The sequence below is a fragment of the Listeria cossartiae subsp. cossartiae genome, assembly GCF_014224155.1.
Lineage (GTDB): Bacteria > Bacillota > Bacilli > Lactobacillales > Listeriaceae > Listeria > Listeria cossartiae.
Genome location: NZ_JAASUI010000002.1, coordinates 416753 through 442471 on the forward strand (window position 1 = coordinate 416753; position 25719 = coordinate 442471).

27 protein-coding genes and 1 pseudogene are annotated in these 25719 nt (G+C 39.8%); 24 read left to right on the forward strand and 4 right to left on the reverse strand.

Annotated features, from left to right (window positions below; all coding sequences use genetic code 11):
• Nucleotides 1-24 precede the first annotated feature (24 nt).
• The gene (locus HCJ30_RS09150) at nucleotides 25-837 is read left to right on the forward strand and encodes an alpha/beta fold hydrolase (RefSeq protein ID WP_185391902.1); all 813 of its coding nucleotides are present in this window, start codon (nucleotides 25-27) and stop codon (nucleotides 835-837) included.
• 1 nt (nucleotide 838) lies between these two features.
• Here HCJ30_RS09150 and HCJ30_RS09155 read toward each other — a convergent pair whose 3' ends face one another.
• From HCJ30_RS09155 to HCJ30_RS09170, 4 genes are all read right to left on the reverse strand, one after another.
• Nucleotides 839-2095 carry a Y-family DNA polymerase gene (locus HCJ30_RS09155; RefSeq protein ID WP_185391903.1) on the reverse strand — a complete coding sequence of 419 codons (1257 nt, stop codon included), beginning with the start codon at nucleotides 2093-2095 and terminating at the stop codon, nucleotides 839-841.
• A 12-nt stretch (nucleotides 2096-2107) separates the two neighbouring features.
• Nucleotides 2108-2449: a hypothetical protein gene (locus HCJ30_RS09160; RefSeq protein WP_185391904.1), complete on the reverse strand. Its 342-nt coding sequence runs from the start codon at nucleotides 2447-2449 to the stop codon at nucleotides 2108-2110.
• 198 nt (nucleotides 2450-2647) lie between these two features.
• Nucleotides 2648-3103 carry a ribose 5-phosphate isomerase B gene (rpiB, locus tag HCJ30_RS09165; protein WP_185391905.1) on the reverse strand — a complete coding sequence of 152 codons (456 nt, stop codon included), beginning with the start codon at nucleotides 3101-3103 and terminating at the stop codon, nucleotides 2648-2650.
• 45 nt (nucleotides 3104-3148) lie between these two features.
• Nucleotides 3149-3619: a universal stress protein gene (locus HCJ30_RS09170; protein ID WP_003722030.1), complete on the reverse strand. Its 471-nt coding sequence runs from the start codon at nucleotides 3617-3619 to the stop codon at nucleotides 3149-3151.
• Between the two features lie 108 nt (nucleotides 3620-3727).
• Here HCJ30_RS09170 and HCJ30_RS14310 point away from each other — a divergent pair.
• The 23 genes and pseudogenes from HCJ30_RS14310 to HCJ30_RS09280 all read left to right on the forward strand — a co-directional run.
• Nucleotides 3728-3835, forward strand: a pseudogene (locus HCJ30_RS14310) (AraC family transcriptional regulator); the annotation flags it as partial.
• 48 nt (nucleotides 3836-3883) lie between these two features.
• Nucleotides 3884-4696, forward strand: a complete 813-nt coding sequence (locus HCJ30_RS09175) for a putative ABC transporter permease (protein WP_185391906.1) — start codon at nucleotides 3884-3886, stop codon at nucleotides 4694-4696.
• A gap of 369 nt (nucleotides 4697-5065) precedes the next feature.
• A complete protein-coding gene (locus HCJ30_RS09180) occupies nucleotides 5066-7135 on the forward strand; it encodes a BglG family transcription antiterminator (RefSeq protein WP_185391907.1) in 2070 nt (689 codons plus the stop codon).
• Nucleotides 7136-7168: 33 nt separating this feature from the next.
• Nucleotides 7169-7633, forward strand: a complete 465-nt coding sequence (locus HCJ30_RS09185; protein ID WP_003724974.1) for a PTS sugar transporter subunit IIA — start codon at nucleotides 7169-7171, stop codon at nucleotides 7631-7633.
• 56 nt (nucleotides 7634-7689) lie between these two features.
• Nucleotides 7690-7971, forward strand: coding sequence for a PTS sugar transporter subunit IIB (locus HCJ30_RS09190; protein ID WP_003722023.1), 282 nt, complete (start codon nucleotides 7690-7692; stop codon nucleotides 7969-7971).
• A gap of 61 nt (nucleotides 7972-8032) precedes the next feature.
• Nucleotides 8033-9304, forward strand: a complete 1272-nt coding sequence (locus HCJ30_RS09195) for a PTS galactitol transporter subunit IIC (protein WP_003722022.1) — start codon at nucleotides 8033-8035, stop codon at nucleotides 9302-9304.
• 36 nt (nucleotides 9305-9340) lie between these two features.
• The gene (locus HCJ30_RS09200; RefSeq protein WP_185391908.1) at nucleotides 9341-10393 is read left to right on the forward strand and encodes a galactitol-1-phosphate 5-dehydrogenase; all 1053 of its coding nucleotides are present in this window, start codon (nucleotides 9341-9343) and stop codon (nucleotides 10391-10393) included.
• Nucleotide 10394: 1 nt separating this feature from the next.
• A complete protein-coding gene (locus HCJ30_RS09205; RefSeq protein WP_185391909.1) occupies nucleotides 10395-11426 on the forward strand; it encodes a zinc-binding dehydrogenase in 1032 nt (343 codons plus the stop codon).
• A 194-nt stretch (nucleotides 11427-11620) separates the two neighbouring features.
• Nucleotides 11621-12061, forward strand: coding sequence for a ribose 5-phosphate isomerase B (gene rpiB, locus HCJ30_RS09210; RefSeq protein WP_003722019.1), 441 nt, complete (start codon nucleotides 11621-11623; stop codon nucleotides 12059-12061).
• An 8-nt stretch (nucleotides 12062-12069) separates the two neighbouring features.
• Complete coding sequence (locus HCJ30_RS09215) at nucleotides 12070-12744, forward strand: ribulose-phosphate 3-epimerase (RefSeq protein WP_185391910.1); 675 nt, start codon at nucleotides 12070-12072, stop codon at nucleotides 12742-12744.
• Nucleotides 12745-12777: 33 nt separating this feature from the next.
• Entirely contained in the window at nucleotides 12778-14793 is a 2016-nt protein-coding gene (gene tkt, locus HCJ30_RS09220) for a transketolase (RefSeq protein ID WP_185391911.1), read from the forward strand.
• Nucleotides 14790-15434: a ribulose-phosphate 3-epimerase gene (gene rpe, locus HCJ30_RS09225; RefSeq protein WP_185391912.1), complete on the forward strand. Its 645-nt coding sequence runs from the start codon at nucleotides 14790-14792 to the stop codon at nucleotides 15432-15434. The genes tkt and rpe overlap by 4 nt, the downstream gene beginning before the upstream one ends.
• A 131-nt stretch (nucleotides 15435-15565) precedes the next feature.
• Nucleotides 15566-16045 (forward strand): GNAT family N-acetyltransferase, encoded by a 480-nt coding sequence (locus HCJ30_RS09230; protein WP_185391913.1) that lies wholly within the window; start codon nucleotides 15566-15568, stop codon nucleotides 16043-16045.
• A 14-nt stretch (nucleotides 16046-16059) separates the two neighbouring features.
• Nucleotides 16060-17457 carry a deoxyguanosinetriphosphate triphosphohydrolase gene (locus HCJ30_RS09235; RefSeq protein ID WP_185391914.1) on the forward strand — a complete coding sequence of 466 codons (1398 nt, stop codon included), beginning with the start codon at nucleotides 16060-16062 and terminating at the stop codon, nucleotides 17455-17457.
• A 192-nt stretch (nucleotides 17458-17649) separates the two neighbouring features.
• A complete protein-coding gene (gene rpsL / locus HCJ30_RS09240; protein WP_003720973.1) occupies nucleotides 17650-18063 on the forward strand; it encodes a 30S ribosomal protein S12 in 414 nt (137 codons plus the stop codon).
• Nucleotides 18064-18093: 30 nt separating this feature from the next.
• Nucleotides 18094-18564 carry a 30S ribosomal protein S7 gene (gene rpsG / locus HCJ30_RS09245; protein ID WP_003753956.1) on the forward strand — a complete coding sequence of 157 codons (471 nt, stop codon included), beginning with the start codon at nucleotides 18094-18096 and terminating at the stop codon, nucleotides 18562-18564.
• A gap of 65 nt (nucleotides 18565-18629) precedes the next feature.
• Nucleotides 18630-20717: an elongation factor G gene (gene fusA / locus HCJ30_RS09250; protein ID WP_003724965.1), complete on the forward strand. Its 2088-nt coding sequence runs from the start codon at nucleotides 18630-18632 to the stop codon at nucleotides 20715-20717.
• Nucleotides 20718-20824: 107 nt separating this feature from the next.
• On the forward strand, nucleotides 20825-22012 hold the full coding sequence (gene tuf, locus HCJ30_RS09255; protein ID WP_003739865.1) for an elongation factor Tu: 1188 nt from the start codon (nucleotides 20825-20827) through the stop codon (nucleotides 22010-22012).
• 244 nt (nucleotides 22013-22256) lie between these two features.
• Nucleotides 22257-23042: a hypothetical protein gene (locus HCJ30_RS09260; RefSeq protein WP_185391915.1), complete on the forward strand. Its 786-nt coding sequence runs from the start codon at nucleotides 22257-22259 to the stop codon at nucleotides 23040-23042.
• Nucleotides 23029-23739 carry a hypothetical protein gene (locus HCJ30_RS09265; protein ID WP_185391916.1) on the forward strand — a complete coding sequence of 237 codons (711 nt, stop codon included), beginning with the start codon at nucleotides 23029-23031 and terminating at the stop codon, nucleotides 23737-23739. The genes HCJ30_RS09260 and HCJ30_RS09265 overlap by 14 nt, the downstream gene beginning before the upstream one ends.
• A 1-nt stretch (nucleotide 23740) precedes the next feature.
• Nucleotides 23741-24490, forward strand: a complete 750-nt coding sequence (locus tag HCJ30_RS09270; RefSeq protein ID WP_185391917.1) for a hypothetical protein — start codon at nucleotides 23741-23743, stop codon at nucleotides 24488-24490.
• Nucleotides 24491-24501: 11 nt separating this feature from the next.
• Nucleotides 24502-25146, forward strand: coding sequence for an ABC transporter ATP-binding protein (locus HCJ30_RS09275; RefSeq protein ID WP_185391918.1), 645 nt, complete (start codon nucleotides 24502-24504; stop codon nucleotides 25144-25146).
• Nucleotides 25143-25625, forward strand: a complete 483-nt coding sequence (locus tag HCJ30_RS09280) for a hypothetical protein (RefSeq protein ID WP_185391919.1) — start codon at nucleotides 25143-25145, stop codon at nucleotides 25623-25625. Before HCJ30_RS09275 ends, HCJ30_RS09280 begins: the two co-directional genes overlap by 4 nt.
• Nucleotides 25626-25719: the final 94 nt, after the last annotated feature.

A 25719-nucleotide genomic window follows, 5' to 3' on the forward strand; every position in this document is an offset into this window, starting at 1 on the left:
AAAGAAACGCCAGGAGGAAATAATATGCATAAAACAATCCGTAGCGTAGACGTTTATTATGAAAAATATGGTGAAGGAATACCCATTATAATGCTTCACGGCTTCGCGCCAGATTCGCAGTTGATGATTGGCTGCATGGAGCCAGTATTCGATAAGGAAAGCCCGTTTTCGCGCATTTACTTGGATTTACCGGGAATGGGAAAAACGGAGAATTACGACTCCATTCAAAATGCCGACCATGTACTCACACTTTTACTAGAATTTATTGAAGCTGTCATTCCAGGCGAGCAATTTGTACTCGCCGGGGAATCGTATGGTGGTTATTTAGCTCGCGGAATCGCAGCGAGAATGCCTGATAGAGTGCTTGGTGTCTTACTTATTTGCCCGGTAATCTATCCAGAAAAAGAACGAAGAACTTTGCCTGAACAAAAAGTCATGTATCAAGATGAGACATTTGTAAGCACGCTGTCTAAAGAAGACCGCGCCTACTTTTCGAAAAGTGGTGTCATTTTAACCGCGCGAAATTGGAATCGTTTCTTATCGGAAGTAATGGCTGGGATGATTAATGCGGACGGGGAATTTTTGGACCGATTATCTGCGAATTATGCGCTTAGTTTTAATCCGGATGAAAAAGCGCAATTCGATGTGCCCGCATTATTCTTATTTGGTCGGCAAGATGATCATGTAGGGTATGCGGACGGGCTTACGTTGCTTGAAAAATATCCACATGCCTCTTTTGCTATTCTTGATTTTGCAGGTCATAATTTGCAAATCGAACAACCGAAAATATTTACGACAATGGTGCAGGATTTCTTATTCCGCGTGAAACCAGAATAAGCTATCCTTTATGTCCACCAACCATTTCAGACCGTTTTAGCCCAGTCGCTCCGTTTAGCAAACTGCTTGCGTGCATAAGTGATTTAAAACCATATCGCGTGCGGATTTTATCGACAGTTATTTCTAATTGCTCATGATTCAACGTGCGGGTAGCATCTTCAAACAAATTGAGTTGCAGCCCGGTTTTTAAAGTGATTTTACCACACGAAATCGCAATGGAGCGTACGGGTTCTCGTTCATCGTAACGTCTGAATAATTGTAAGAAATAAGGAATAAGCGCGTGACTACTACTCGTAGGAGGGATTTTAGCTTGATGGCTGAATCCTTTTTTTATGCTGTATTTGCTGTAGCCAACACTCAAATGAATGACCGCGGTATCCACATGATTTTGCCGCAAACGCATAGCTACTTCCTCGACCATTTCACGAATCACAATTTCCACCTCAGCCGGGACGTGATAGTCTTTTTCGAGAATTTGACTTTTGCCGTAGCTTTTACTAATCGGAACATATTTTTCGTTTAAAAGGCTGTAATCAATTCCGTGAGCATGGTAATAAAGTTGCTCGCCGACTACGCCCATTGCATTTTTTAAGACTTGGGGTGGTGTTTGACTGAGTTGGTACATATTAAAAATCCCCATTTTTTGCAGGCGAACAGCAGTCCGGCGACCAATTCCACACACATCGTCCAAATGCCTAATCTTCCAAATGGTCTCGGGGACATCCTCGTAGCGCCATTCAGCTATCCCGTCATCGCGGTTTTTAGCAACATTATCGAGCGCGAGTTTGGCAAGAAGCGGGTTGTCACCAATCCCGACCGTGACATAAAGTCGTAACTCCTCTAAAATATCACGCTGGATTTTGCGAACAATCTCCTCGGTACTACCAAACAGCAAATGCGACCCGGTGATGTCTAAAAAACATTCATCAATACTATAAACGTGAATAAACTCAGCGGGAACATAACGTCTGAAAATGGCTTGAATCATCGCGTTAACTTTTAAATATAATTTCATTCGTGGTGGTGCGATAATAATTCGCTTGTCCCAAGTGGGCAATTCGTACATTCTTGAGCCGGTTTTGATATGATGCACTTGTTTCATTTTTGGTGTGGCGGCTAAAACCAAGCCACCAGCTCGTTCGGCGTTACTCATGACGACTAAATAAGCTTCAAGTGGATTCAGTCGGCGCTTGACACACTCAACCGAAGCGAAAAAACGATTTAATATCAATGCACAAAATATCTCGGCGCGGTGCACGGCTATAATCTTCTACTTGTACCATTTGTCGACACTCCTTTCTTCTACGTTTCGAATAGCAGAGAAGGAAAGCGGGGTAACACCATCAGAGTTTTTAATATAAATAATGTTGTTTTCTACTCCTGAAATACGACCAATCAGATCGTTTTCGGGAAATGCTTCTGGATCTAGCGGCTTTTTCTGGATAACAAGCATAGACTGATGTGTCATCGCGCTAGCTAGTACGCTCTCAATAAATTCTGTAGTCATAGCTTCTTTCCAGACTAAAGTTGGCTCAGCGTTTTGCATTGCCTCGGTATGTTCGCTTAATAAAAAACCGCCCCATTTCTTCATGCCGCGATCTTGGTAGCTCATGTGATGACACCTCCAATAATTCAAATAATTAGTTGTTGCTTAAATATATTATACGAACAAACGTTCTTATTTGCAATGCGTAAATGTTCTCATTTGTGATATTAAAACGGGAACAAATTACTATTTGTGAACAATTAATAAAATGGACATAAAAAAACGACCAAGCCTCTAATTAGACTTAGTCGTTATGATTATTTTTTAAGCGTGGCTATCTTCATACGCCGTAATTTGTCCAACACGATTGGCATGTCGACCAGCTTCGTACTCAGTGTTTAGCCAAATTTTGACAATGTCTTCTGCTAGTCCCGGACCTATGACTCTCGCTCCAAGCGCAAGGACATTTGTATCATTATGTTCGCGCGTTGCGTGAGCGCTAAATGTATCACCAACAAGTGCGCAACGAATGCCTTTTACTTTATTAGCTGCGATACTCATACCAATACCTGTACCACAAACTAAAATGCCGCGGTCGACTTCTTGGTTAACAACTTTTTCACTAACGGTAATCGCTAGTCCCGGGTAATCCACTGATTCTGGTGCTTCGGGGCCAAATTCTTCGTAACTAATTCCAACACTTTCAAGATAAGAAATAATACTTTTTCGTAATTCAATTCCGCCATGGTCTGAAGCAATGGCAACTTTACTAACTGTCATTTTTTCTCCTCCTGCCGTATGATCAATACCTTTATTATACATGAATTAGAGTTTTTCGACAGTCTTTCTGTTGCGCCAAGGTTTTGCGTGAACAATAATAACGTCGCAAGGTGCATGGGCGGCCGTATATTCAGAAACACTACCAAGAATAAATTGCTCCGTTGCCGAAAGTCCGGTTGCACCGACTAAAATTAAATCAGGCTCGAAATTCCGCGTTATTTTTTTATTGAAGGTAGTTTTTGGCGTACCAAAGTGAACAAAAGTTTCAACGTGCGCTACGCCAGCTTTTTCGGCTTCTTTTTTGTACATTTCAACTAATTCTTCCCCGTAAGCTTTGGCTTTTTTTGCATAGGTTTGTTCATAATCGATTAACGGTGCAATCCGACGAACATCAGCAACAAAGCCAATACCGAGTGTGGCGCCATCCATTTTGGCAAATTGAACAGCACGTCTTAGCGCGGCTTCGGCTTCATTTGATCCATCAACACCAACAAGAATCCGTTTGTAAGCAGACATTTTGTATCACCCTCTCAAAAGTTTTCCCCTTATTTACTTAATACCCATAAATAAAAGAAAGAAGCATGATTAAAGAGAAAATTTTGTGGTAGTATGAGGAAAAGAGAGAATGATAGAGATTTCCCGGGAAATAATTTAGAGGTTCCTGATTTATGTGCGGATATTATTTTTACGATTGATAGCAGAACGAGGTTAGTTAAGAAGTTCTTATTTCTGTTATAATGGAATTGATTGTGAAAAAGAAAACAAAGAGGAGATGAAAAGATGGATATTAATATGTTTATCCTATATTTCTTTATTTATTCTGTTCTCGGATGGGCTTGGGAGGAAGTTTTTTGCTCGATTTCAGAGAAGAAATTAGTGTATCGTGGTTTTCTTTACGGACCATATTGCCCCATTTACGGGTTTGGGGTAACGACAGTTTTAATGATGATTTTACCGTTTCAAAACAATTTATGGGCCTTATTTATTTTTTCGATGATTATTTGTACCGTAATTGAATACATCACTGCGACGATTTTGGAAGCATTATTCCATACGACTTGGTGGGATTATCACAACTGGCCACTTAATGTCAAAGGGCGGATTTGCCTACCGATTTCGATTTTTTGGGGATTTGCGTGTATCATTGTTGTGCGTTTTTTGCATCCAGTTGTAACCGAATTTGCGGATTGGGTGTTGAGCTGGGGTGGCTGGATTATCCCCGCGCTCATCGTCGTTATCATGCTTATCGATACGATTAAATCTGTCACAAGTATGCTAGCATTCCAAAAAGCACTTGCCGAATTTAATGAAAAACTAAACGCACAAGCGGCTGAACTAAAAGCTAGCGTAAAAGAACGCGCGAAAGAATTTGAAGAAGGACTTTTGAAAAAACAAGCGAATGTCGATATCAAAATTGCTGAAATAGAAGCAAAACGCAAACAAGACAAAGAGCTCGCGGCCAGTATGCGCAAACTTAAATTTAATGAACGACGGATGTTAAAATCGTTCCCAAAAATGAAAGTAAAACGCGCGGCACCCTTTAAAAACTTCAACAAAAGTTTACTTAGAGTTGATAAGCAAAAAAGAAAATAATCACACTGAATATGACGCGAATGGTATTTTTTATCATTTGCGTCTTTTTTTGCGCTATTTTTTACAAAACGTATAGAAAGAGTAGCTTATCTTTTGTATGATTAAGGAGAAACAACGCCTCGCAAAACGTCATTACTTCATTCTCATTTTTGTTTCAAAGCAGATTTCGCCTTGCTTCGAGAAGTTTCACAAGTCCGCTATATACCAAGCTCCACGACCAACTTTCACCCATTTCCAAATAACAGGATTGTTAAAAAAGTCACAAGTAAAGCCCAATGATGTACATTCTTTCCGCAAGTTATTGGGATGAAAGCGTGTACATTTTTATTAGATTTAGATTTATAATTAAAACGAACAGGAGGGAACGATATGTATTTGGATGAGAGAAGTAATTCACTTTTAAAAGAACTCTTACGACATCCTGACACATCGAGTACGAACTTACAAGCAAAATTTGGTTTAACTCGAAGACAAGTCGACTATAGTTTCCAAAAAATTAATAACTGGCTAGAAGAACAGACTTATCCGAAGATTCACCGAGCTGCAAATGGTCGATTTATCGTAGAACCTGACCTGTTTCAAATCATTGGTGAGGAAGATGGCGAAAAAACAGATTGGTACATCCCGTCAGAAAAGGAACGCGCCAGTCTAATCATCCTCATGTTAACAACAGGAAGTGAAGAGTTATCCCTTAATCACTTTATAAGCGAGCTGGAGGTGAGCAAGAACACCGTATTACGAGACTTGAAGCTGGTACAAAAGACACTCGATAAATTCAACCTCGAAGTAAAATATTCACGAATGCGTGGCTATTTAGTTGACGGGGATGAGTGGAATCAGCGGACGGCACTCATTTATGCGGCAGAACACATCATAGAAAGTTTTGGCGGCGAAGAGTATTTACAGGATTTCATGCAAGTGGACGAAGCGAGAATTAAAGAGCTTCGGGAAAAATTGGAACAAGTCGAGCATCATCTGAATTTGCATTTTATTGACAATAAAATGCAAATACTGCCTTACATTTTAGAAGCTGTTTTTCGGCGGATGAAGAAAGGGCAAACAATTACGACATCTTTCCTGATTGACTACAATGAATTGTCAGATACTCGGGAATACGGAGCAGCAGAGATTTTTATTGAAGAAGAGCCGAATATGCCAGAAGCAGAGCGAATGTACATCACATTACAACTTTTAACTTCCAATGTACTTCCGAAACAATATTTGAAATCGGAGGAAACGCACAAGTTAAGACTGGCGCTGGAACAAGTTCTAAGCGAATTTGAGAAAAAGGCTTGTATTCAACTAGTAGACAAAGAATCGTTACTTGAAAAATTATTTGCACACATTAAACCTGCGTATTATCGAATTAAGTATCATCTTACAACAGATTACAGCATTTTAGACAAGATTGATCAAGAATTCCAAGCCGTGCATTACATCGTGAAAGAGTCGTTAGCACCATTAGAACGTTTTATTGGTAGCAAAGTTCCTGAAAATGAAAGCATATTTATTACCCTTTTCATTGGAGGGCATTTAATCGAATCCACGGAGAAATTACAAACGAGGCTAAAAGCAGTTGTGGTCTGTCCGAACGGATTGTCGATTTCGAGATTGATGGAAAAAACATTACGAAGCCTTTTCCCGGAAATATTTTTCTATCAAGCGATGTCGATTCGAGAATTTGAACAAACAAAGGTAGGTTATGACATTGTATTTTCCGCAGTGCCACTTTCGACCGACAAGAAATTTTTCCTTATCAACCAATTGATGGATGGGAAAGAGCGCCTCGAGCTTAGACGCCGAGTGATGCGGTCGGTTTACTTAGTGGATGAGGTGAATATCAGCGTCGATCAATTAATGAAAACTATTTCCAAATTTGCTGATATTAAAGATGCTGCCCGTCTTGAAAAAGTGCTAGCAGACTATTTAATGCCAGTTCCAGAAGAAAACACATCCAAACACGAAGGCAAAAGCTCACTCGCAGATTTACTTGAAGTAACGCGAATCACACGTAAGAAATCTGTGAAAGATTGGCATGAAGCAATTTATCATGCGGCTTTACCGTTACTTTCAGCGGGAGTGGTGGAATCGGCCTATGTGGAAGAAATGAAACAGCAATATCCGGCACCGATTATGAACATCATTCTCCGTAATACGATAGCTATCCCTCATGCTGAAACGGAAAAAGGAGTAAATAGCCTCGGAATGAGCTTGCTTTATCTAGAAGAAGGCCTGCCACTTGAAGGCGGTAAAGAGCTACATTTTATCGTCGTCATCGCAGCCGTAGATAAAAATGCTCACTTCACAGCTTTACTACAATTGATGGAATTATCGGAGAACAAACGAGAATTGAAAAAACTTGCGGATGCCAGAAACACAGAAGAAATGCACCAAATAATTAAAAACTTCACGGACTTGGAAACAAAAAAGACAATGTAGAGAAGTCAGAAAGAATTACAGGAGGATTTCGTAATGGATTTAGTACAATTTTTGAAAAAAGGAATGGTTTGGGTTCAATCGGATATCGAGAAACAAGAGGACCTATTCCAAATGGTCGCAGAAAGTGGAAAGTCTGAAGGGTATGTTACGGATGACTTTTTAACGAGACTAACAGACCGTGAACAAACCTTTCCAACGGGGCTAAAATTAGATGGATACGGCGTGGCATTACCGCACACGGATCCAGAATGCGTTACGGAACAATTTATCGCCGTAATCACTGTGAAAGATGGCATTCCATTTAAATTAATGGAAGATGCTGGTCAAACGGTTGAAGCGAATTTGATTTTCGTACTCGGACTAAATGAACCTCACAGCCAGCTCGCGGTACTTCAGCAATTGATGGGGACGATTCAGGATAAAGACAATGTAGCCGCATTACTCAGAGCGAAAGATGAAGACGAAGTAAAACAAATTTTAGAAACAATTACCGTTTAAAAAAACAGGAAAATTAGCCGCGGGAAATCGCAGCAATTAATTAGGAGGAATTTATCATGGGACAATTTAAAATTTTGGTAGCTTGTGGAGCAGGAATTGCAACATCAACAGTAGTAACGGACAGAGTAGAACGTTTGGTAAAAGAAAACAACGTAGATGCAGAAGTAAAACAAATTAAAATTTCCGAAGCAGCATCTATGCAAGACGGAGCAGATTTAATCGTATCAACAACCATTTTACCAACAACGTACAAAATCCCAGCTATTATTGCAACTTCTTACATCACTGGTATGGGTATGGAAGAATTAGACGAAGAAATACTTGCGCACCTTAAATAAAAGGCTGCGCAAGGGAGTTTAGAAATCATCATTAAACAGAGAAAAAAGGAGGAAATATTAAATGGATACACTTCTGTCAGGAGTACAGTATGTTTTAAACTTGGGGCCTACAGTTATTTTGCCTATTATGATTTTCTTTATTGCATTAATTTTCCGAGTACCAGCAAAGAAAGCGCTTCGTTCAGCGATTACGATTGGTATCGGGTTTGTAGGTATTAACCTTGTTATTAGTTTACTATCTAGTAACTTAGGTCCGGCAGCGCAGCAAATGGTTGAGCGTTTTGGACTGAATTTAACAATTATTGATGCAGGTTGGCCAGCAGCAGCCGCGGCTTCATGGGCTTCTCCAGTTGCAGCAATTTTAATTCCAATCTGTTTGGTAGTTAACTTAGCACTTATTTTCTTCAAAGTTACGAAAACACTCGATATTGATATTTGGAACTACTGGCATTTCATCGCAGCAGGCGCAACTGGTTATATCGTAACTGGTGGTAACTGGTGGTTCGCGATTCTTTGTGCCATCATCTATGAAGTTGCTGTTCTTTGGATGGCAGACAGAACACAACCTATGGTAGAAGAATTTTACGGATTAAAAGGGATCTCCTTGCCAACAGGTTCTACAGCAGCATTCGGTTTCATCGGTATTCCGGTTGGTTGGCTAATCGCTAAAATCCCTGGTATTAAAAACATCCATGTTGACCCAGAAACTATTCAAAAACGTTTTGGTATTTTCGGGGAACCAATGATGATGGGTCTTATTCTAGGTATTGCAATCGGTATTCTTGCAGGCTATGACGTTGGCGCAGTTGCACAACTTGGTATGTCCATGGGTGCGGTAATGTTCTTAATGCCTCGTATGGTTAAAATTTTAATGGAAGGTTTAATTCCAATTTCAGAATCCGCTCGTGAGTTCATGAAATCTCGTTTCAAAGGCCGCGAACTTTATATCGGGCTTGATGCAGCACTTTCAATTGGTCACCCAGCGAATATTTCTACTGGTTTAATCCTTGTTCCAATCACTCTTTTCTTAGCTGTTATCATTCCCGGTAACAAAGTACTTCCTTTTGGTGACTTGGCAACTATTCCATTCTACGTATCATTCGTAGTAGCATCTCGTAAAGGTAACATTCTTCACTCCGTTTTAGCTGGAACTGTAGTTATTGCACTAGCGCTTCTTATGGCAACTGACTTCGGTCTTGTTCATACAGAAATGATGAAAGGTGTTTACGAATTCCCTAAAGGAGCAACACAAGTTAGTACACTTGATATGGGTGGTAACTTCTTTAACTGGGTTATTCTTAAATTCTCTCAAGCTTGGGCAGCTATTTTCTAAGTTTTGTCTTAATGATATAGAAGAGGTGATAGTAACATGAGAGCAGCTGTGTTATACGAGAATAATGTAATAAAAGCAGAACAAATTGATGAAGCGACTTGTGGGAAAGATCAAGTTCGTGTCGAAGTAAAAGCCGTTGGTATCTGTGGATCAGATATTCATAAAATGCAGACTCGCTGGAAATATCCACTGCCTGCTGTAATGGGACATGAATTCGCAGGTGTGATTACGGAAATTGGTAGTGAAGTAACAAATGTAGCTATCGGTGACCGGGTTGCAGGGATTCCACTTGAGCCTTGTATGGAATGTAATTATTGTAAAGCGGGCGACTTTTCATTATGTGATAACTACCGGATGGTGGGGTCACATTTCCACGGTGGATTTGCAGAAAATGTTGTCATGAAAGCCGACAATGTCATTTCTATCGGTGACCTTGATTTTGAAGAAGGTGCGATGATTGAACCACTTGCTGTATCGATGCACGGGGTACTTGGTATTCAGCCGAGACTCGGCGATACGGTCATTGTCTTCGGAATTGGCACGATTGGAATTTTGGTTGTCCAATGCTTACTTCTTGCGGGTGTGAAAGATATTATCGCGGTGGATATTAGTGATAAAAAATTAGCAGACGCGCGGGAATTCGGTTGTAAATACACCATTAATCCAAAAAATGAAGACTTAAAAGAACGCGTTTTTGCTTATACAAATGGTCTTGGAGCTGATATCGCGCTCGAGTGTGCTGGTTCCAAAATAACGCAAGAACAATGCCTTCTTGTAACGAAGAAAAAAGGTAAAGTTGGTTTTCTAGGAATAGCTTACGCAGATGTACTTTTACACGAAGAAGCTTTTGAAAATATTTTCAGACGCGAATTAACGCTGAAAGGTTTTTGGAATTCTTACTCGGCACCATTTCCAGGTGAGGAGTGGCGTACGTCGATTGAATTCGTGAAACAAGGTCGAATTAAACTGAAACCACTAATTTCGCATCGTTATAAGCTAGAGGAAACGAAAGAAGCTTTTGATATGATTCTTTCAAGAGAGCATGATTATAACAAAGTGATGATATTGCCGCAGAAAGGTGACGATTAATTTGAAAGCAGTAGTAAAAACAAATCCCGGATATGATCAAATGGAGCTAAAAGATGTGGAAGAACCACAAGTCTATGGCGACAAAGTAAAAATCAAAGTAGCATTCACTGGTATTTGCGGATCTGATATCCATACGTTTAAAGGAGAATACAAAAATCCAACAACTCCCGTCACACTTGGACATGAATTTTCTGGTGTCGTTGTAGAAGTTGGGCCAGATGTAACGAGTATCAAAGTGGGAGACCGTGTCACAAGTGAAACGACTTTTGAAACTTGTGGAGAATGTATTTATTGTAAGGAACGTGATTACAATTTATGTAGCAATCGTCGCGGCATTGGTACGCAAGCAAATGGTAGTTTTGCAGAATTTGTTTTATCTCGCGAGGAAAGTTGCCACGTGCTTGATGAACGTATTTCGCTCGAAGCAGCAGCACTGACAGAACCGCTTGCATGTTGCGTGCATTCAGCGCTTGAAAAAACAACGATTCGTCCAGATGACACAGTACTTGTTTTCGGACCAGGTCCAATTGGTTTATTACTAGCTCAAGTTGTGAAAGCGCAAGGGGCAACGGTGATTATGGCAGGAATTACCAAAGATAGCGACCGTCTACGTCTAGCAAAAGAACTTGGAATGGACCGGATTGTCGATACTTTAAAAGAAGACTTGGCTGAAGTTGTGCTCGGCATGACAGATGGTTACGGAGCGGAACGCGTATTTGATTGCTCAGGCGCAGTACCAGCTGTAAATCAAGGATTACCTCTAACGAAGAAAAAAGGCGATTTCGTTCAAGTAGGACTTTTTGCCGAAAAGAAAAATTCGATTGATGAAGAATCTATTATCCAACGTGAAATTGCTTATATTGGCAGCCGTTCTCAAAAACCATCTTCTTGGATTTTAGCGCTCGACTTACTTGCTAATGGCAAAATCAATACGGATAAAATGATTACTAAAGTATATGGTTTAGATGACTGGCGCGAGGCTTTCGAGGCAGTTATGGCAGGAAATGAAATTAAAGTATTAGTGAAATCTTAATAATGGAGGATGGGCTGTATGAAAAAACATCAAAAAAAGGATAACCGTGCAAACGAATCCAAAGCTTCTCGGGCTCAGATGTTTTACAGTAGTCATCCTTAGAAATGAGCCGAGAACATATTCGCGTATGTTCTCGGTTCCATTTCATTATAAGACGTTAAAAGAAAAAAATCTATTAATGAAGGTGAAATTAAATGAAATTAACAATTGGTTGCGACCACGGCGGACGTAGACTAAAAGATGCCATTGTGAAACATTTACGTGAAAAAGATATCGAGGTCGTTGATATTGGAACATATACGGACGAAAGTGTTGATTTTCCGTCGTATGCAGAAGAAGTTGCCAATCAAGTAGTAAGTGGGCAATCTGAACTCGGAATCCTATGCTGTGGAACTGGAATTGGTATGAGTATCGCTGCGAATAAAGTCGATGGAATCCGTGCTGCGGTTGTTTCAGATACTTTCTCAGCGCGTGCTACTAGGGAACATAATAATAGCAATATTCTCTGTCTTGGTGAACGCGTCATCGGTGAAGGACTAGCGCTTTTACTTGTCGACACGTGGCTTGAGGCATCTTTTGCAGGTGATCGCCATAAACGCCGCTTGGATAAAATTACTGAACTCGAAAGAAAGTGAGGATGAAAATGAGGAAAATAGCCGCTTCAATTATGTGTGCAGACCAACTACATTTAGGTGATGAGCTCCAGCGCCTCGAATCTGCTGGCGTGGAACTACTACACTGTGATGTGATGGACGGTGTATATGTGAATAATCTTGCGCTCGGTCCGGAATATTTGGAAATAGTGCGAAACAATACAGAAATCCCTCTAGACATACATTTGGCTACGATTACCCCACTTAAATATATTGACATGTTTGGCCCGGTGAAGCCGGAATACATTTCTTTTCATGTCGAAGTAGCAGAGGACGTGTCAGAAGTCATCCGAAAAATCCGCTCTTACAACGTCAAACCATCAATTGCGATAAATCCGGAAACCCCGATTGAAGTCATTTATCCGTATTTAGATGATGTGGAAATGGTGTTGATGATGACGGTTAATCCGGGATTTGCAGGACAGAAATTTCAAACAGATGTATTACAAAAACTGCATGATTTAAAAGCGAAACTAGCTGGAAAAGTCCATGCGCCGCTCATTGAAGTGGACGGCAATATTAATAAAGAAACAGTAGGCTTAATGCGAGATTGTTTACCAGACATTTATGTACTAGGCACATCCGCGCTATTTCATGACCGAGATAAAACGAGTTATGCAGAAAGACTAGTACACATTTGGTCAGATGTAGAAAAACATGTGTAATAAAGCACAAACAATTTAAGGGAGATGACAGTTTTGAAAAAAACATTAGATAGACAAGCAGTAGATACGATTCGTTCGTTATCGATTGATATGATTGAGAAAGCAAATTCAGGACACCCGGGAATGCCGATGGGAGCAGCACCAATGGCGTATATGCTGTTTGCGAAACATTTAGTATTTAACCCAGCCAACCCAGAATGGTTTAACCGCGACCGATTTGTCTTATCAGCAGGGCACGGGTCCGCGCTACTTTATAGCATGCTTCATTTATTTGGCTATGATGTGAAAATGGAAGACTTAAAACAGTTCCGTCAGTTAGATAGTTTGACACCGGGACATCCTGAATTCGGCTGGACTGCAGGAGTTGATGCAACGAGTGGACCGCTTGGACAAGGGATTGGTATGGCAGCTGGAATGGCGCTTGCAGAGTCTCATTTAGCAGCGGAGTATAACCAACCAAATTATCCAATTGTCGACCATTATACGTATGCGATTTGTGGTGACGGGGACTTGATGGAGGGCGTGGCATCAGAAACAGCCTCGCTTGCAGGACATTTAGGGCTTGGGAAATTAATCGTATTGTACGATTCCAATGATATTTGTTTAGATGGAGATTTAAGCGCAACATTCAGTGAAAATGCAGCAGACCGTTTCCGTGCATACGGATGGCAAGTTTTACGCGTAGAAGATGGCAACAATTTAGCGGCAATTCAAGAAAAAATTGTTCAAGCAAAATTAGAAACATCGAAACCAACGCTAATCGAAGTGAAAACAGTCATCGGTTACGGCGCGCCAACAAAAGCAGGCAGCTCCGCAAGTCACGGTGCTCCGCTCGGTGAAAAAGAAGCAAATGGTGCAAAAGAGCATTACGAATGGGCAGAAGAGCCTTTCACAGTACCGGCTGAAGTTCGTGATTATTTAAGAAATTACAAAGCGCGCGGAGAAAAGCTAGAGGGCGCTTGGAACACGATGCTCGCTAATTACAAAAAAGAATTTCCAGAACTTGCAAGCCAATTAGACCGCGTGTTAGCGGGAGAAGTAGCTGCGGACTGGAACGCCAATTTACCAACTTTCGAAGCAGGTACAAACGTCGCGACACGCTCCGCTTCTGGCAAAATGATCAACGCAATTGCAGCCGAATTACCGGAACTTTTCGGGGGATCTGCTGACTTAGGTTGCTCGAACAAAACATTTATTGATGCGAGCCCAGCATACAGCATTCAAGACCCAGCTGGTAAAAATATCTGGTTCGGTGTGCGCGAATTTGCGATGGGAGCAATGTTAAACGGAATGGCACTTCATAGCGGCTTACGAGTATTTGGCTCCACCTTCTTCGTATTCTCAGACTATGTCCGCCCAGCAATGCGGATGGCTGCTTTAATGCAACTTCCAGTAACATATGTATTCACGCATGACAGTATCGCTGTAGGTGAAGACGGCCCAACACATGAACCAATCGAACAACTTGCCTCGCTCCGTGCTATGCCAGGTCTAACAGTTATCCGCCCAGCTGATGCCAAAGAAACCCGCGCTGCTTGGGAAATTGCTGCAACCAACACAAACGGCCCAATCGCACTTGTATTATCACGTCAAGACTTACCAGTACTCGAAAACGACCAAGAAGAAGTAGATGCAGGGGTCGAAAAAGGTGCATATATTGTAGCTCCAGCAAATAGTTCCAAACCAGACGCTATCATTATCGCAACAGGATCCGAAGTGTCCCTTGCAATCGAAGCGAAAGCCGAACTCGCGAAAAAAGATATCGACGTTTCCGTTGTCAGTTTATCCAGCTGGGAACGCTTCGAAAAAACAACCGATGCGTATAAAGAAAGTATTTTACCAAAAGAAGTGACAGCGAGATTTGCGATTGAAGCCGGAGCAACATTTGGTTGGAAAGAATTTATTGGGTCAGAAGGCGATATGTTAGGAATCGATCACTTCGGCGCATCTGCCCCTGCGAAAGATTTGTTTAACGCTTACGGCTTCACACCAGAAAATGTGGCGGATCGCGTCGAAGCTGTAATTGCGAAAGCCGGTGTGCGCGTATGACATTCGTAGCGCCATCTTTACTTGCAGCTGATTATATGAATATGGCAAACTCCATTAAAGAAGCAGAAGATGCAGGAGCTGACTACCTTCATATCGATGTCATGGACGGACATTTTGTGCCGAATCTGACATTTGGAATCGATATGGTCGAGCAAATTAGCAAAACAGCAACTATTCCACTGGATGTCCACTTAATGCTCTCAAACCCAGAAAACTATATTGAAAAATTTGCCGCAGCTGGTGCACACATTATTTCCGTGCACATCGAAGCCGCGCCGCACATCCACCGCGTCATTCAACAAATTAAAGCAGCTGGCTGTAAAGCGGGAGTCGTGCTTAATCCAGGAACACCGGCGAGCGTGCTGGATGCCATTTTAGCAGATGTAGATTTAGTTTTACAAATGACCGTAAATCCAGGTTTTGGCGGACAAGCTTTCATTGATTCTACCATCAAAAATATGCGCTATCTGGATAATTGGCGCCGTGAAAATCACGGTAGCTATGTTATCGAAGTAGACGGTGGCGTAAATGTTGAAACCGCTGAAAAATGTAAACAAGCTGGCGTTGATGTCCTCGTTGCCGGATCGTACTTCTTTGGGGCAACAGATAAAGTGGCCTGTATTCAAGGTTTAAAAAAATAAAACACGAAAAAACTAGGTTGCCCAAAAAGCGCCTAGTTTTTTTATATTATATAGTAGATATTTTTTTAATTGATACATCCCGCACACTAGCTTATACTTAAATTAATACGACAACGAAAAGGAAGAGATATATGACACAACTAACATTTCGAAACGGGACAGAACAAGACACGAAGTTAATTCTTCGTTTTATTACCGAACTTGCAACACACGAAGGCATTGAAAAAGATGTAGTAGCAACAGAATCTGGTTTACACAAAGCCCTTTTTCAAGAAAAATCAGCCGAAGTAATCATCGCCGAATACGAAGAGGAGCCAATTGGTTTCGCACTCTTTTTCCATAATTTTTCCACGTTACTTGGCAAAAAAGGATTTTACTTAGAAGACCTTTACATCATTCCAGAAATGCGCGGCAAAAACTTTGGAACACAGTTTTTTAGCTATTTATCCAAACTTGCTTTAGAGCGAGATTGCGGCAGATTTGAGTGGTGGTGCCTAAATGAAAATAAATCAGGTATGGACTTTTACGAAAAAATTGGCGCAGAAAAAATGTCAGAATGGACCGTACACAGGCTCACTAAAGCCGAAATGGAAAAACTAAGCAACCTATAAAGGATGGGATTAAAATGAAATGGGATAAACTATTAAATGATAAACGCCGCCGCGAATCCGGTGTCACTCGTTCTAAAAACACCGACGTACGTAGCGCTTTCGAAAATGACTTCCAGCGCATCGTCATGAGTGCATCATTTCGCCGTTTACAAGATAAAACCCAAGTATTCCCGCTAGAAAAAAGCGATTTTGTTCGTACACGCCTAACCCACTCAATGGAAGTAAGCACCATCGCAAAATCAATGGGAAATATGGTTACACACACGATTCAAGAAGAAAACCTAGATGAAGAATTTACAAAAGAACACGCAGATAAAATTCCGGAAATCCTTGCTTGTGCTGGACTGTTACACGATATGGGCAATCCGCCGTTCGGTCACTTTGGTGAAGAAAGTATCCGCGAGTGGTTCCGCGACAATTTAGCGACCATCACTTACAAAGATAAGAGCCTAGCAGAAATCCTCACGCCGCAAATGAAAGAAGACTTTTACTACTTTGAAGGTAACGCCCAAGTGCTCCGCGTAGTCTCCAAACTGCATTATCTTTTCGACCAGTACGGCTTAAATCTAACATTCGCGACTTTAAACGCAGTCATCAAATACCCAGTTTCTTCCTTAAAAGTAAATAAAAAACAAATCAAGAGCAAAAAACTAGGCTATTTTTACGCCGATGAATCACTTTTTAATGAAATAACAACTGCAACAGAAGCACTTGATAACCGTCATCCGCTCACTTATTTACTAGAAGTGGCAGACGATATCGCGTACCTAAATGCCGACCTAGAAGACGGTGTGAAAAAAGGCATCGTCAACATCACGCAAATCTTAAAAGGTTTTGAAGAAGTAGAAGAGCACAATAAAGTCACTGCTGCGTGCTACAACGAACTCAAGAAAAAAAGCGAGCGCTACGAAGGACAAGAAGAAAGTTTCATCGTACAACAATGGCTCGCATCGAACGTCCGCGGCCAATTAATCAATCGCTCACTCGAAGTATTTTACGAGAACTATGACGCCATCATGGCAGGCACATTCAACGACTCACTCATCGATGCTTCAAGCGCCGAACAACTCGTTCAAATTTTACAAAGCCTATCATTCACGTATATTTACCAAGATAAAGGCATCGTTGAATCCGAAATCGCCGGCAACGAAATCATCTCCAAATTGCTCGAAACGTTTATTCCAGCAGTTATCTATTATGATAGCGAAACCCCAGAACGCCAAACAGCCAAAGACAAACGCTTACTAACCTTGATTTCCGACAACTACCTAGGCTGCTACCGCAAAAACGCAGAAGGCGAAAGCGAAACAATGAAACTTTACCTGCGATTACTTCTCGTAACAGACTTCATTTGCGGCATGACCGACAGCTACGCGAAAGATTTATATCAACGTTTGAATGGACTAAGTTAATTAACTAAATTTCAAGTAACACCTTGACATCTAAACCTCAAGGTGTTACTATATTCAAGGTGCCTCTACTATAAACAGAGGTCTGAAAATAAAACAGCGTTGTAGGTCGAACTTACAGCCATTTTATTTTACCGAAAAAATGAACCACCTGGATGTGTGGAACTACTAAATAAGGAAGGAGGAATTTATCCCATGCCTACAATTAACCAATTAGTACGCAAACCTCGTCAATCTAAAATTAAAAAATCTACATCACCTGCTTTGAACAAGGGCCTAAACAGTTTTAAAAGAGAACTAACAGACGTTAACTCTCCACAAAAACGTGGCGTATGTACTCGTGTTGGTACCATGACTCCTAAAAAACCTAACTCGGCGCTTCGTAAATATGCCCGTGTACGTTTGAGTAATGGTATTGAAGTAACAGCTTACATTCCTGGTATTGGTCACAACTTACAAGAACATAGTGTTGTTCTTATTCGTGGTGGACGTGTAAAAGATTTACCAGGGGTACGTTATCATATCGTTCGTGGAGCGCTTGATACAGCTGGTGTTGAAAATAGAGGACAAAGCCGTTCTAAATACGGTACGAAAAAACCTAAAAAATAATATTTATAAAATATGAAAGGAGGATATCCGATGCCTCGTAAAGGTCCTGTTACTAAACGTGACGTGTTACCAGATCCGATTTATAATTCGAAACTAGTAACTCGTTTAATCAATAAAATGATGGTTGACGGAAAACGTGGAAAGTCTCAAGCTATCCTATATTCCGCATTCGATATCATTGCACAAGAAACTGGTAAAGATCCGATGGAAGTATTTGAACAAGCTATGAAGAACATTATGCCTCTTCTTGAAGTTAAAGCTCGCCGTGTAGGTGGTGCTAACTATCAAGTACCTATCGAAGTACGTGCTGACCGTCGTTCTACTCTTGGTCTTCGTTGGTTAGTAAATTATGCTCGCCTTCGTGGAGAAAAAACAATGGAAGTACGTGTTGCTCGCGAAATCATGGATGCTGCCAATAATACTGGTGCTTCTGTTAAGAAACGCGAAGATACACACAAAATGGCTGATGCTAACAGAGCGTTCGCTCACTATCGTTGGTAAAAAAATCACTGACAAATTCCAGGTATATTGCCTGAAAAATTGTTTTATGGAAGGAGAAATACAACATGGCTAGAGAGTTCTCCTTAGAAAAGACTCGTAATATTGGTATCATGGCCCACATTGATGCGGGTAAAACTACCACTACTGAACGTATCCTTTTCTATACAGGGCGTATTCACAAAATTGGTGAAACCCATGAAGGTGCTTCTCAAATGGACTGGATGGAGCAAGAGCAAGAACGTGGTATTACTATCACTTCTGCTGCGACAACAGCTCAATGGAAAGGCTACCGAGTAAACATTATCGATACACCTGGACACGTAGATTTCACAGTTGAAGTTGAACGTTCGCTTCGTGTACTTGATGGTGCTGTTGCGGTTCTAGATGCACAATCTGGTGTAGAACCACAAACAGAAACAGTTTGGCGTCAAGCTACTACTTACGGGGTTCCTCGTGTAGTATTCGTCAACAAAATGGACAAAATCGGCGCAGACTTCCTATATTCTGTAGGTACTTTGCATGAACGTTTGGCTGCCAACGCGCACCCAATCCAACTCCCAATCGGGGCCGAAGATACATTTGAAGGTATCATTGACTTAATCGAAATGAACGCGTTGTATTACGAAGATGATTTAGGAAATGACCCTCATATTAAAGAAATCCCAGCTGATCTGAAAGACTTAGCAGACGAATACCGCGGTAAATTAGTGGAAGCAGTTGCTGAACTTGACGAAGAGCTAATGATGAAATACCTAGAAGGCGAAGAAATTACAAAAGAAGAACTTAAAGCTGGTATCCGTAAAGGAACACTTAACGTTGAGTTCTATCCTGTAGTTTGTGGTACAGCATTCAAAAACAAAGGTGTTCAACCAATGTTAGATGCAGTACTTGATTACCTTCCAGCACCAACAGATGTTCCAGCTATTAACGGCGTATTGCCTGATGGAGAAGAAGCTGCTCGTCACGCTGATGATTCAGAACCATTCTCTTCCCTAGCATTCAAAGTTATGACTGACCCTTATGTTGGACGCTTAACTTTCTTCCGTGTTTATTCCGGTACTTTGAATTCCGGTTCATATGTACAAAACTCGACTAAAGGTAAACGTGAACGTGTTGGACGTATCCTTCAAATGCACGCTAATCACCGTGAAGAGATTTCGATCGTATACGCTGGTGATATCGCTGCTGCCGTAGGACTTAAAGATACAACTACTGGGGACACTTTATGTGATGAAAAAGAACAAATTATCTTAGAATCCATGGAATTCCCAGAACCAGTTATCCAAGTCGCTATCGAACCTAAATCGAAAGCTGACCAAGATAAAATGGGGCAAGCTCTTGCGAAACTAGCGGAAGAAGATCCAACTTTCCGTGCTGAAACTGACCAAGAAACTGGCCAAACTCTTATCTCCGGTATGGGTGAACTTCACCTTGACATCCTTGTTGACCGTATGAGACGTGAATTCCGCGTTGAAGCTAACGTTGGTGATCCACAAGTTTCTTATCGTGAAACATTCCGTAAATCTGCTCAAGTTGAAGGTAAATTCGTACGTCAATCTGGTGGACGTGGACAATATGGTCACGTTTGGATTGAATTCGGACCAAACGAAGAAGGTAAAGGATTTGAATTTGAAAATGCAATCGTTGGTGGGGTTGTTCCACGTGAATACATCCCAGCTGTACAAGCAGGTCTTGAAGGCGCACTAGATAATGGTGTACTTGCAGGCTACCCACTGATTGACATCAAAGCAAAACTTTACGACGGATCTTACCATGACGTCGATTCCAATGAAATGGCCTTTAAAGTGGCTGCTTCAATGGCATTACGTAATGCTGCTAAGAAATGTGATCCTGTAATCCTTGAGCCTATGATGGCTGTAGAGGTTGTTATCCCAGAAGAATACCTTGGTGATATCATGGGTAACATTACTTCCCGTCGTGGTCGTGTAGATGGTATGGAAGCTCGCGGTAACGCTCAAGTTGTTCGCGCATTTGTACCACTTGCAAACATGTTTGGTTATGCAACTCACCTTCGTTCAGGTACGCAAGGTCGTGGTGTATACACTATGCAATTTGACCACTATGAAGAAGTTCCTAAATCTATTGCTGAAGAAATCATTAAAGCTAATGGTGGAAACAACAAAGAAGATTAATTGATTTTTTTCGCAACATCAAGTATAACTTTAGTTAGAAGTATTGCTTAGTTTAATTTAAGCTAAGTAAAAAATAATTATCGAATTATCGAGGAGGATATTTTAAAATGGCAAAAGAAAAATTTGACCGCTCTAAACCCCATGTTAACATTGGTACTATTGGACACGTTGACCATGGTAAAACAACTTTAACTGCTGCAATTACAACTGTACTTGCTAAAAAAGGCTTTGCTGATGCACAAGCTTATGATCAAATTGATGGTGCTCCAGAAGAAAGAGAACGTGGTATCACAATCTCTACTGCTCACGTTGAGTACCAAACTGACAACCGTCACTATGCACACGTTGACTGCCCAGGACATGCCGATTACGTTAAAAACATGATCACTGGTGCTGCACAAATGGACGGAGCTATCTTAGTAGTATCTGCTGCTGATGGCCCAATGCCACAAACTCGTGAACATATCTTACTTTCACGTCAAGTTGGTGTTCCATACATCGTTGTATTCATGAACAAATGTGACATGGTTGACGATGAAGAATTACTAGAATTAGTTGAAATGGAAATTCGTGATCTATTAACTGAATATGAATTCCCTGGCGATGACATTCCTGTAATCAAAGGTTCAGCTCTTAAAGCACTTCAAGGTGAAGCTGACTGGGAAGCTAAAATTGACGAGTTAATGGAAGCTGTAGATTCTTACATTCCAACTCCAGAACGTGATACTGACAAACCATTCATGATGCCAGTTGAGGATGTATTCTCAATCACTGGTCGTGGAACAGTTGCAACTGGACGTGTTGAACGTGGACAAGTTAAAGTTGGTGACGAAGTAGAAGTTATCGGTATTGAAGAAGAAAGCAAAAAAGTAGTAGTAACTGGAGTAGAAATGTTCCGTAAATTACTAGACTACGCTGAAGCTGGCGACAACATTGGCGCACTTCTACGTGGTGTTGCTCGTGAAGATATCCAACGTGGTCAAGTATTAGCTAAACCAGGTTCGATTACTCCACACACTAACTTCAAAGCTGAAACTTATGTTTTAACTAAAGAAGAAGGTGGACGTCACACTCCATTCTTCAACAACTACCGCCCACAATTCTATTTCCGTACTACTGACGTAACTGGTATTGTTACACTTCCAGAAGGTACTGAAATGGTAATGCCTGGTGATAACATTGAGCTTGCAGTTGAACTAATTGCACCAATCGCTATCGAAGACGGTACTAAATTCTCTATCCGTGAAGGCGGACGTACAGTAGGCGCTGGCGTTGTTTCTAACATCAGCAAATAATATCTGATACGATTCAAACCGACAAAGTCATTAGGCTTTGTCGGTTTTTTTGTATACAAAAATTAAAGTAGGATTTCTAAAGAATTTGTTTATATTTCTGAAAAATTAGTTATATACAATTTTTTTGAACTATGCTATATTTGTCACATACATAAATAACAGACAATAGGAGAGAGAAAATGAAAAAGAAATTAACTACTTTAGGATTAGCAGACACACTGTTTTATCGGAAATGGGATTTTAAATGAGTCGATTTTTAAAAATAGAATTTAACCGAGTTTTTAAAAGTAAATCATTTCTTGCTGCTCTTGCACTAGGAGTATTAATCGTGCTAATTCAGCAAATAACTGTTGCTCGATACTATTCCCCGGCGGAAGAAAATGTATTTTTATATTTAACTGGTTATGATACAACTGGGCTTGGGACAAATCTTTATTATTTATTGTTACCATGTTTAGTAGCCTTAGCCGGTGCGGATTTATTGGGTGAAGACCGGCGTAGTGGATTGGATATATTTTCGCGAATAAGAGGAAATGATAAGCAATATTATTTTTCGAAGAGTATTGTTGCTTTTGTTGCTGGTGGAGTTGTATTTTGTTTACCTTTAATTATGGAACTTTGTGCATTAATGTTAGTGTATCCATCTACGCCACTTGATTATTTCGTATCAGAAGTACCGGTTACATATGGTGCAATGTTTTCGAATGTTTTTTATAACAGTCCGCTTACGTATGAGATGATATTTCTTGTAATGGGCTTCGTTTATGGGGGCTTGTTTGCATTGATAGGGATTTTAGTATCCTTTTTTAGTTCAAGCAAATATGTGGTTTTATTGAGTCCACTAGCTATTTATTATGGTATTTGGATTGTATTTTCTTTAATTGGTTATCCAGAGTTTAGTCCGTTTGGTTTCTTAACTCCAAAACAAGGTTATCCTTTAAATTTCCATATTATCTGGATCGAATTTCCACTTCTTTTAGTAGCGGTAATTGTGGGGATTATTTGGAGTGTGAAAAATGAAAAATCATAATTTAATCCGGTTGAATTTTGATTTTGAAAGAAGAAAATATTTATTGTTTGTATTGTTATTTATTTTTGTCATTGCATTACGCTTATTGTATGCAAGAAATGGTGAAGCAGATGTTCTTTATATAGTGCAAACTTCCGTATCAGTTGAGGTACTGTTTATCTTGTTAAGTCCGTTTTGTTTATGGATGAATCAATTGTTGTATTTTCAGCATAGAGAATTGACTGTCATGCGAATTAAGAGCAAATATACACTTTGGAAAGTCAATACGACTGTTATTTTGTGGAATGCTTTTCTGCTGGCATTACTGACCAACATCTTAAATTATGGAAGTAGTGTTATGGATAACGGAATAGAAATAAATTCTCAGATAGTTCAAATATACATATATTCATTTATTTTATTTGGATTAGGTTTAGTACTTGTAGGGATTTTACAAAATATACTGCTTGTTCTTACGGGAAATAAGGCAATTGCTTTTTTTGTAGTATTTCTGGTGTTTTTCTTTGATGCTAGCACAATCAAATTGCAGCTACTTTCCAATCTTTTTATAGTGAATCCTAGTGATCTTACTGATATGTTGTCTTTTGCTGGGCGTGTTTTCTGCTTGGTTGGTGGGATTATTATTTTATTTTTAATAAGCTGGTTACTTACAGAGAAAAAAGATATGTTTCGAACCTCGAAAAAGAAGGTGCGTTAATATGTGGTTATTTTTAAAACGGGAGATATTATGGTTCCTTCAAGGGAATAAATTGAAAATAATAGGCTTGGGAATACTTTTGGTATTAGCGATTTTAATAAATGTCGTTAATACAAAAAATGCATCGGGGACGATAGCGGATGTGTTCCTGGGCTTTTTAAAACAGGATAATGGGGTGGAAAATCCGCTCACAAGTAGCTTGAATTGGATTATCATTCAAAGTTTACCGGTTTTTCTATTTGGAAGTTACTTTTATAAGGAATTGTTTGCGTTAGAGGAATTTATTACTATTCGTTTTAATAATAGAATGCTGCCCTTTCTTTCCAAAGTTTTGCTTATTATTATGCTGATGTTGGTTTATTATTTAGTAATTATTGGATTAGTGCTGTTTGTTAGTCTTCTTTTTGGTATTCGTTTTGATGTACAGCCGGCTCTATTGTTTACAGATTTTAATATGCCGCTCTATGAAATTGGTGTGCGCTTTTTTGTTGGCGGGCTGGCACTTATCATGTTGCAATTGTTGCTGTCTATAATAATTAAGCCGTTTTATGCTATTACGGTAGTGCTTATTATTATTGTGACCAATTGCTTTATTACAAACTTTTGGATTATCGGAAGCGTCTCGAACATTGCTGGATTTGCAGATGGAAATAATTGGCTGTTATTAAGTATTCAATTGGTATATATTGTTTTGGCTGTGCTCATTGGCGGAAATATTTATCGAAAGACAGATTTATATAAACTAAACTAGGGAGAATATCGATGAATTATATAAAAGTTAATCATTTAACAAAAGTAATCAACAACCATACCGTGCTAGATGATATTGATTTTGAATTAAAGCAAGGTGGGATTTATTCGTTCATAGGTCATAATGGTTCTGGAAAAACAATGTTATTTCGGGCACTATGTGGGTTTATTGCGCCAACAAGTGGTGAAGTTACAATTAATGGCGTTAATATTAGTAAAACTAAATCTTTCCCAGAAAAAACGGGCATTATTATTGAAACGCCTGGATTCTTGGCAAATTATACAGGTTATAAAAATTTAGAATACTTGGCTTCTATAAAAAATCAAATAGGTGAAAAAGAGATTCTCGCTGCGTTAGAACAAGTTGGACTTTCTGGAAAAGAGAATTTGAAAGTGAAAAAATATTCGCTGGGAATGAGACAACGACTTGGTATTGCTCAGGCTATTATGGAAAATCCAGATTTATTAATATTTGACGAACCAACCAATTCATTAGATAAAGCTGGAAGTCAGAGTTTTATTGACTTGATTTTAGATTTAAAAGAAAAAGGAAAAACGATTCTATTAGCAAGCCATCATATTGCCGATATTGATGGCATATCAGATGAAATATTTGAAATGGAAGCAGGTCGGATAATAAATAGGAGAAAAGCATGAAAAAAATAATTGGCGTAGTCTTAATTGTTCTATTAGTAGGCATATTTGCTTGGCGCGTGTATGATGTAAATGCTAATTCTTTTTCATATGAAAATAAAACACACGCTGAACAGGAAAAATTTCAAATGGGAACTGCAACAGTCAGTTTTGGAAAAGCGTTTGTTGTGAATGATGCTGATATAAATAAGTACGCGACAAAAAATTATTTTAAACAAGAAAAGGATGCTCTTTTGCTTGTTCAACTAGAGTCTACAGAAAAAGATATTAGGATTTCTGATTTTCAGCTAGGATATAAAGAATTTGTAACTTTGTCAGATACTACGGCGTCGAGCTATGAACTTAAAGACGGGGTATATAAACATTTGGTAGGATTTAATATACCTAAAGAATTATTAGCAACGAAAAAGACATTCACATTAGTTACTCCGAATAAATATTGGAAGAGTGGAGTAAGGGATGTTGTAGATATTAGTTTATAAAAAGTAGCATTATCCAAACAGACAAAGCCGTTTAGCTTTGTCTGTTTTTGTATACAAAAATTAAAATATACTTGAAAAATATCACATTTTCGCA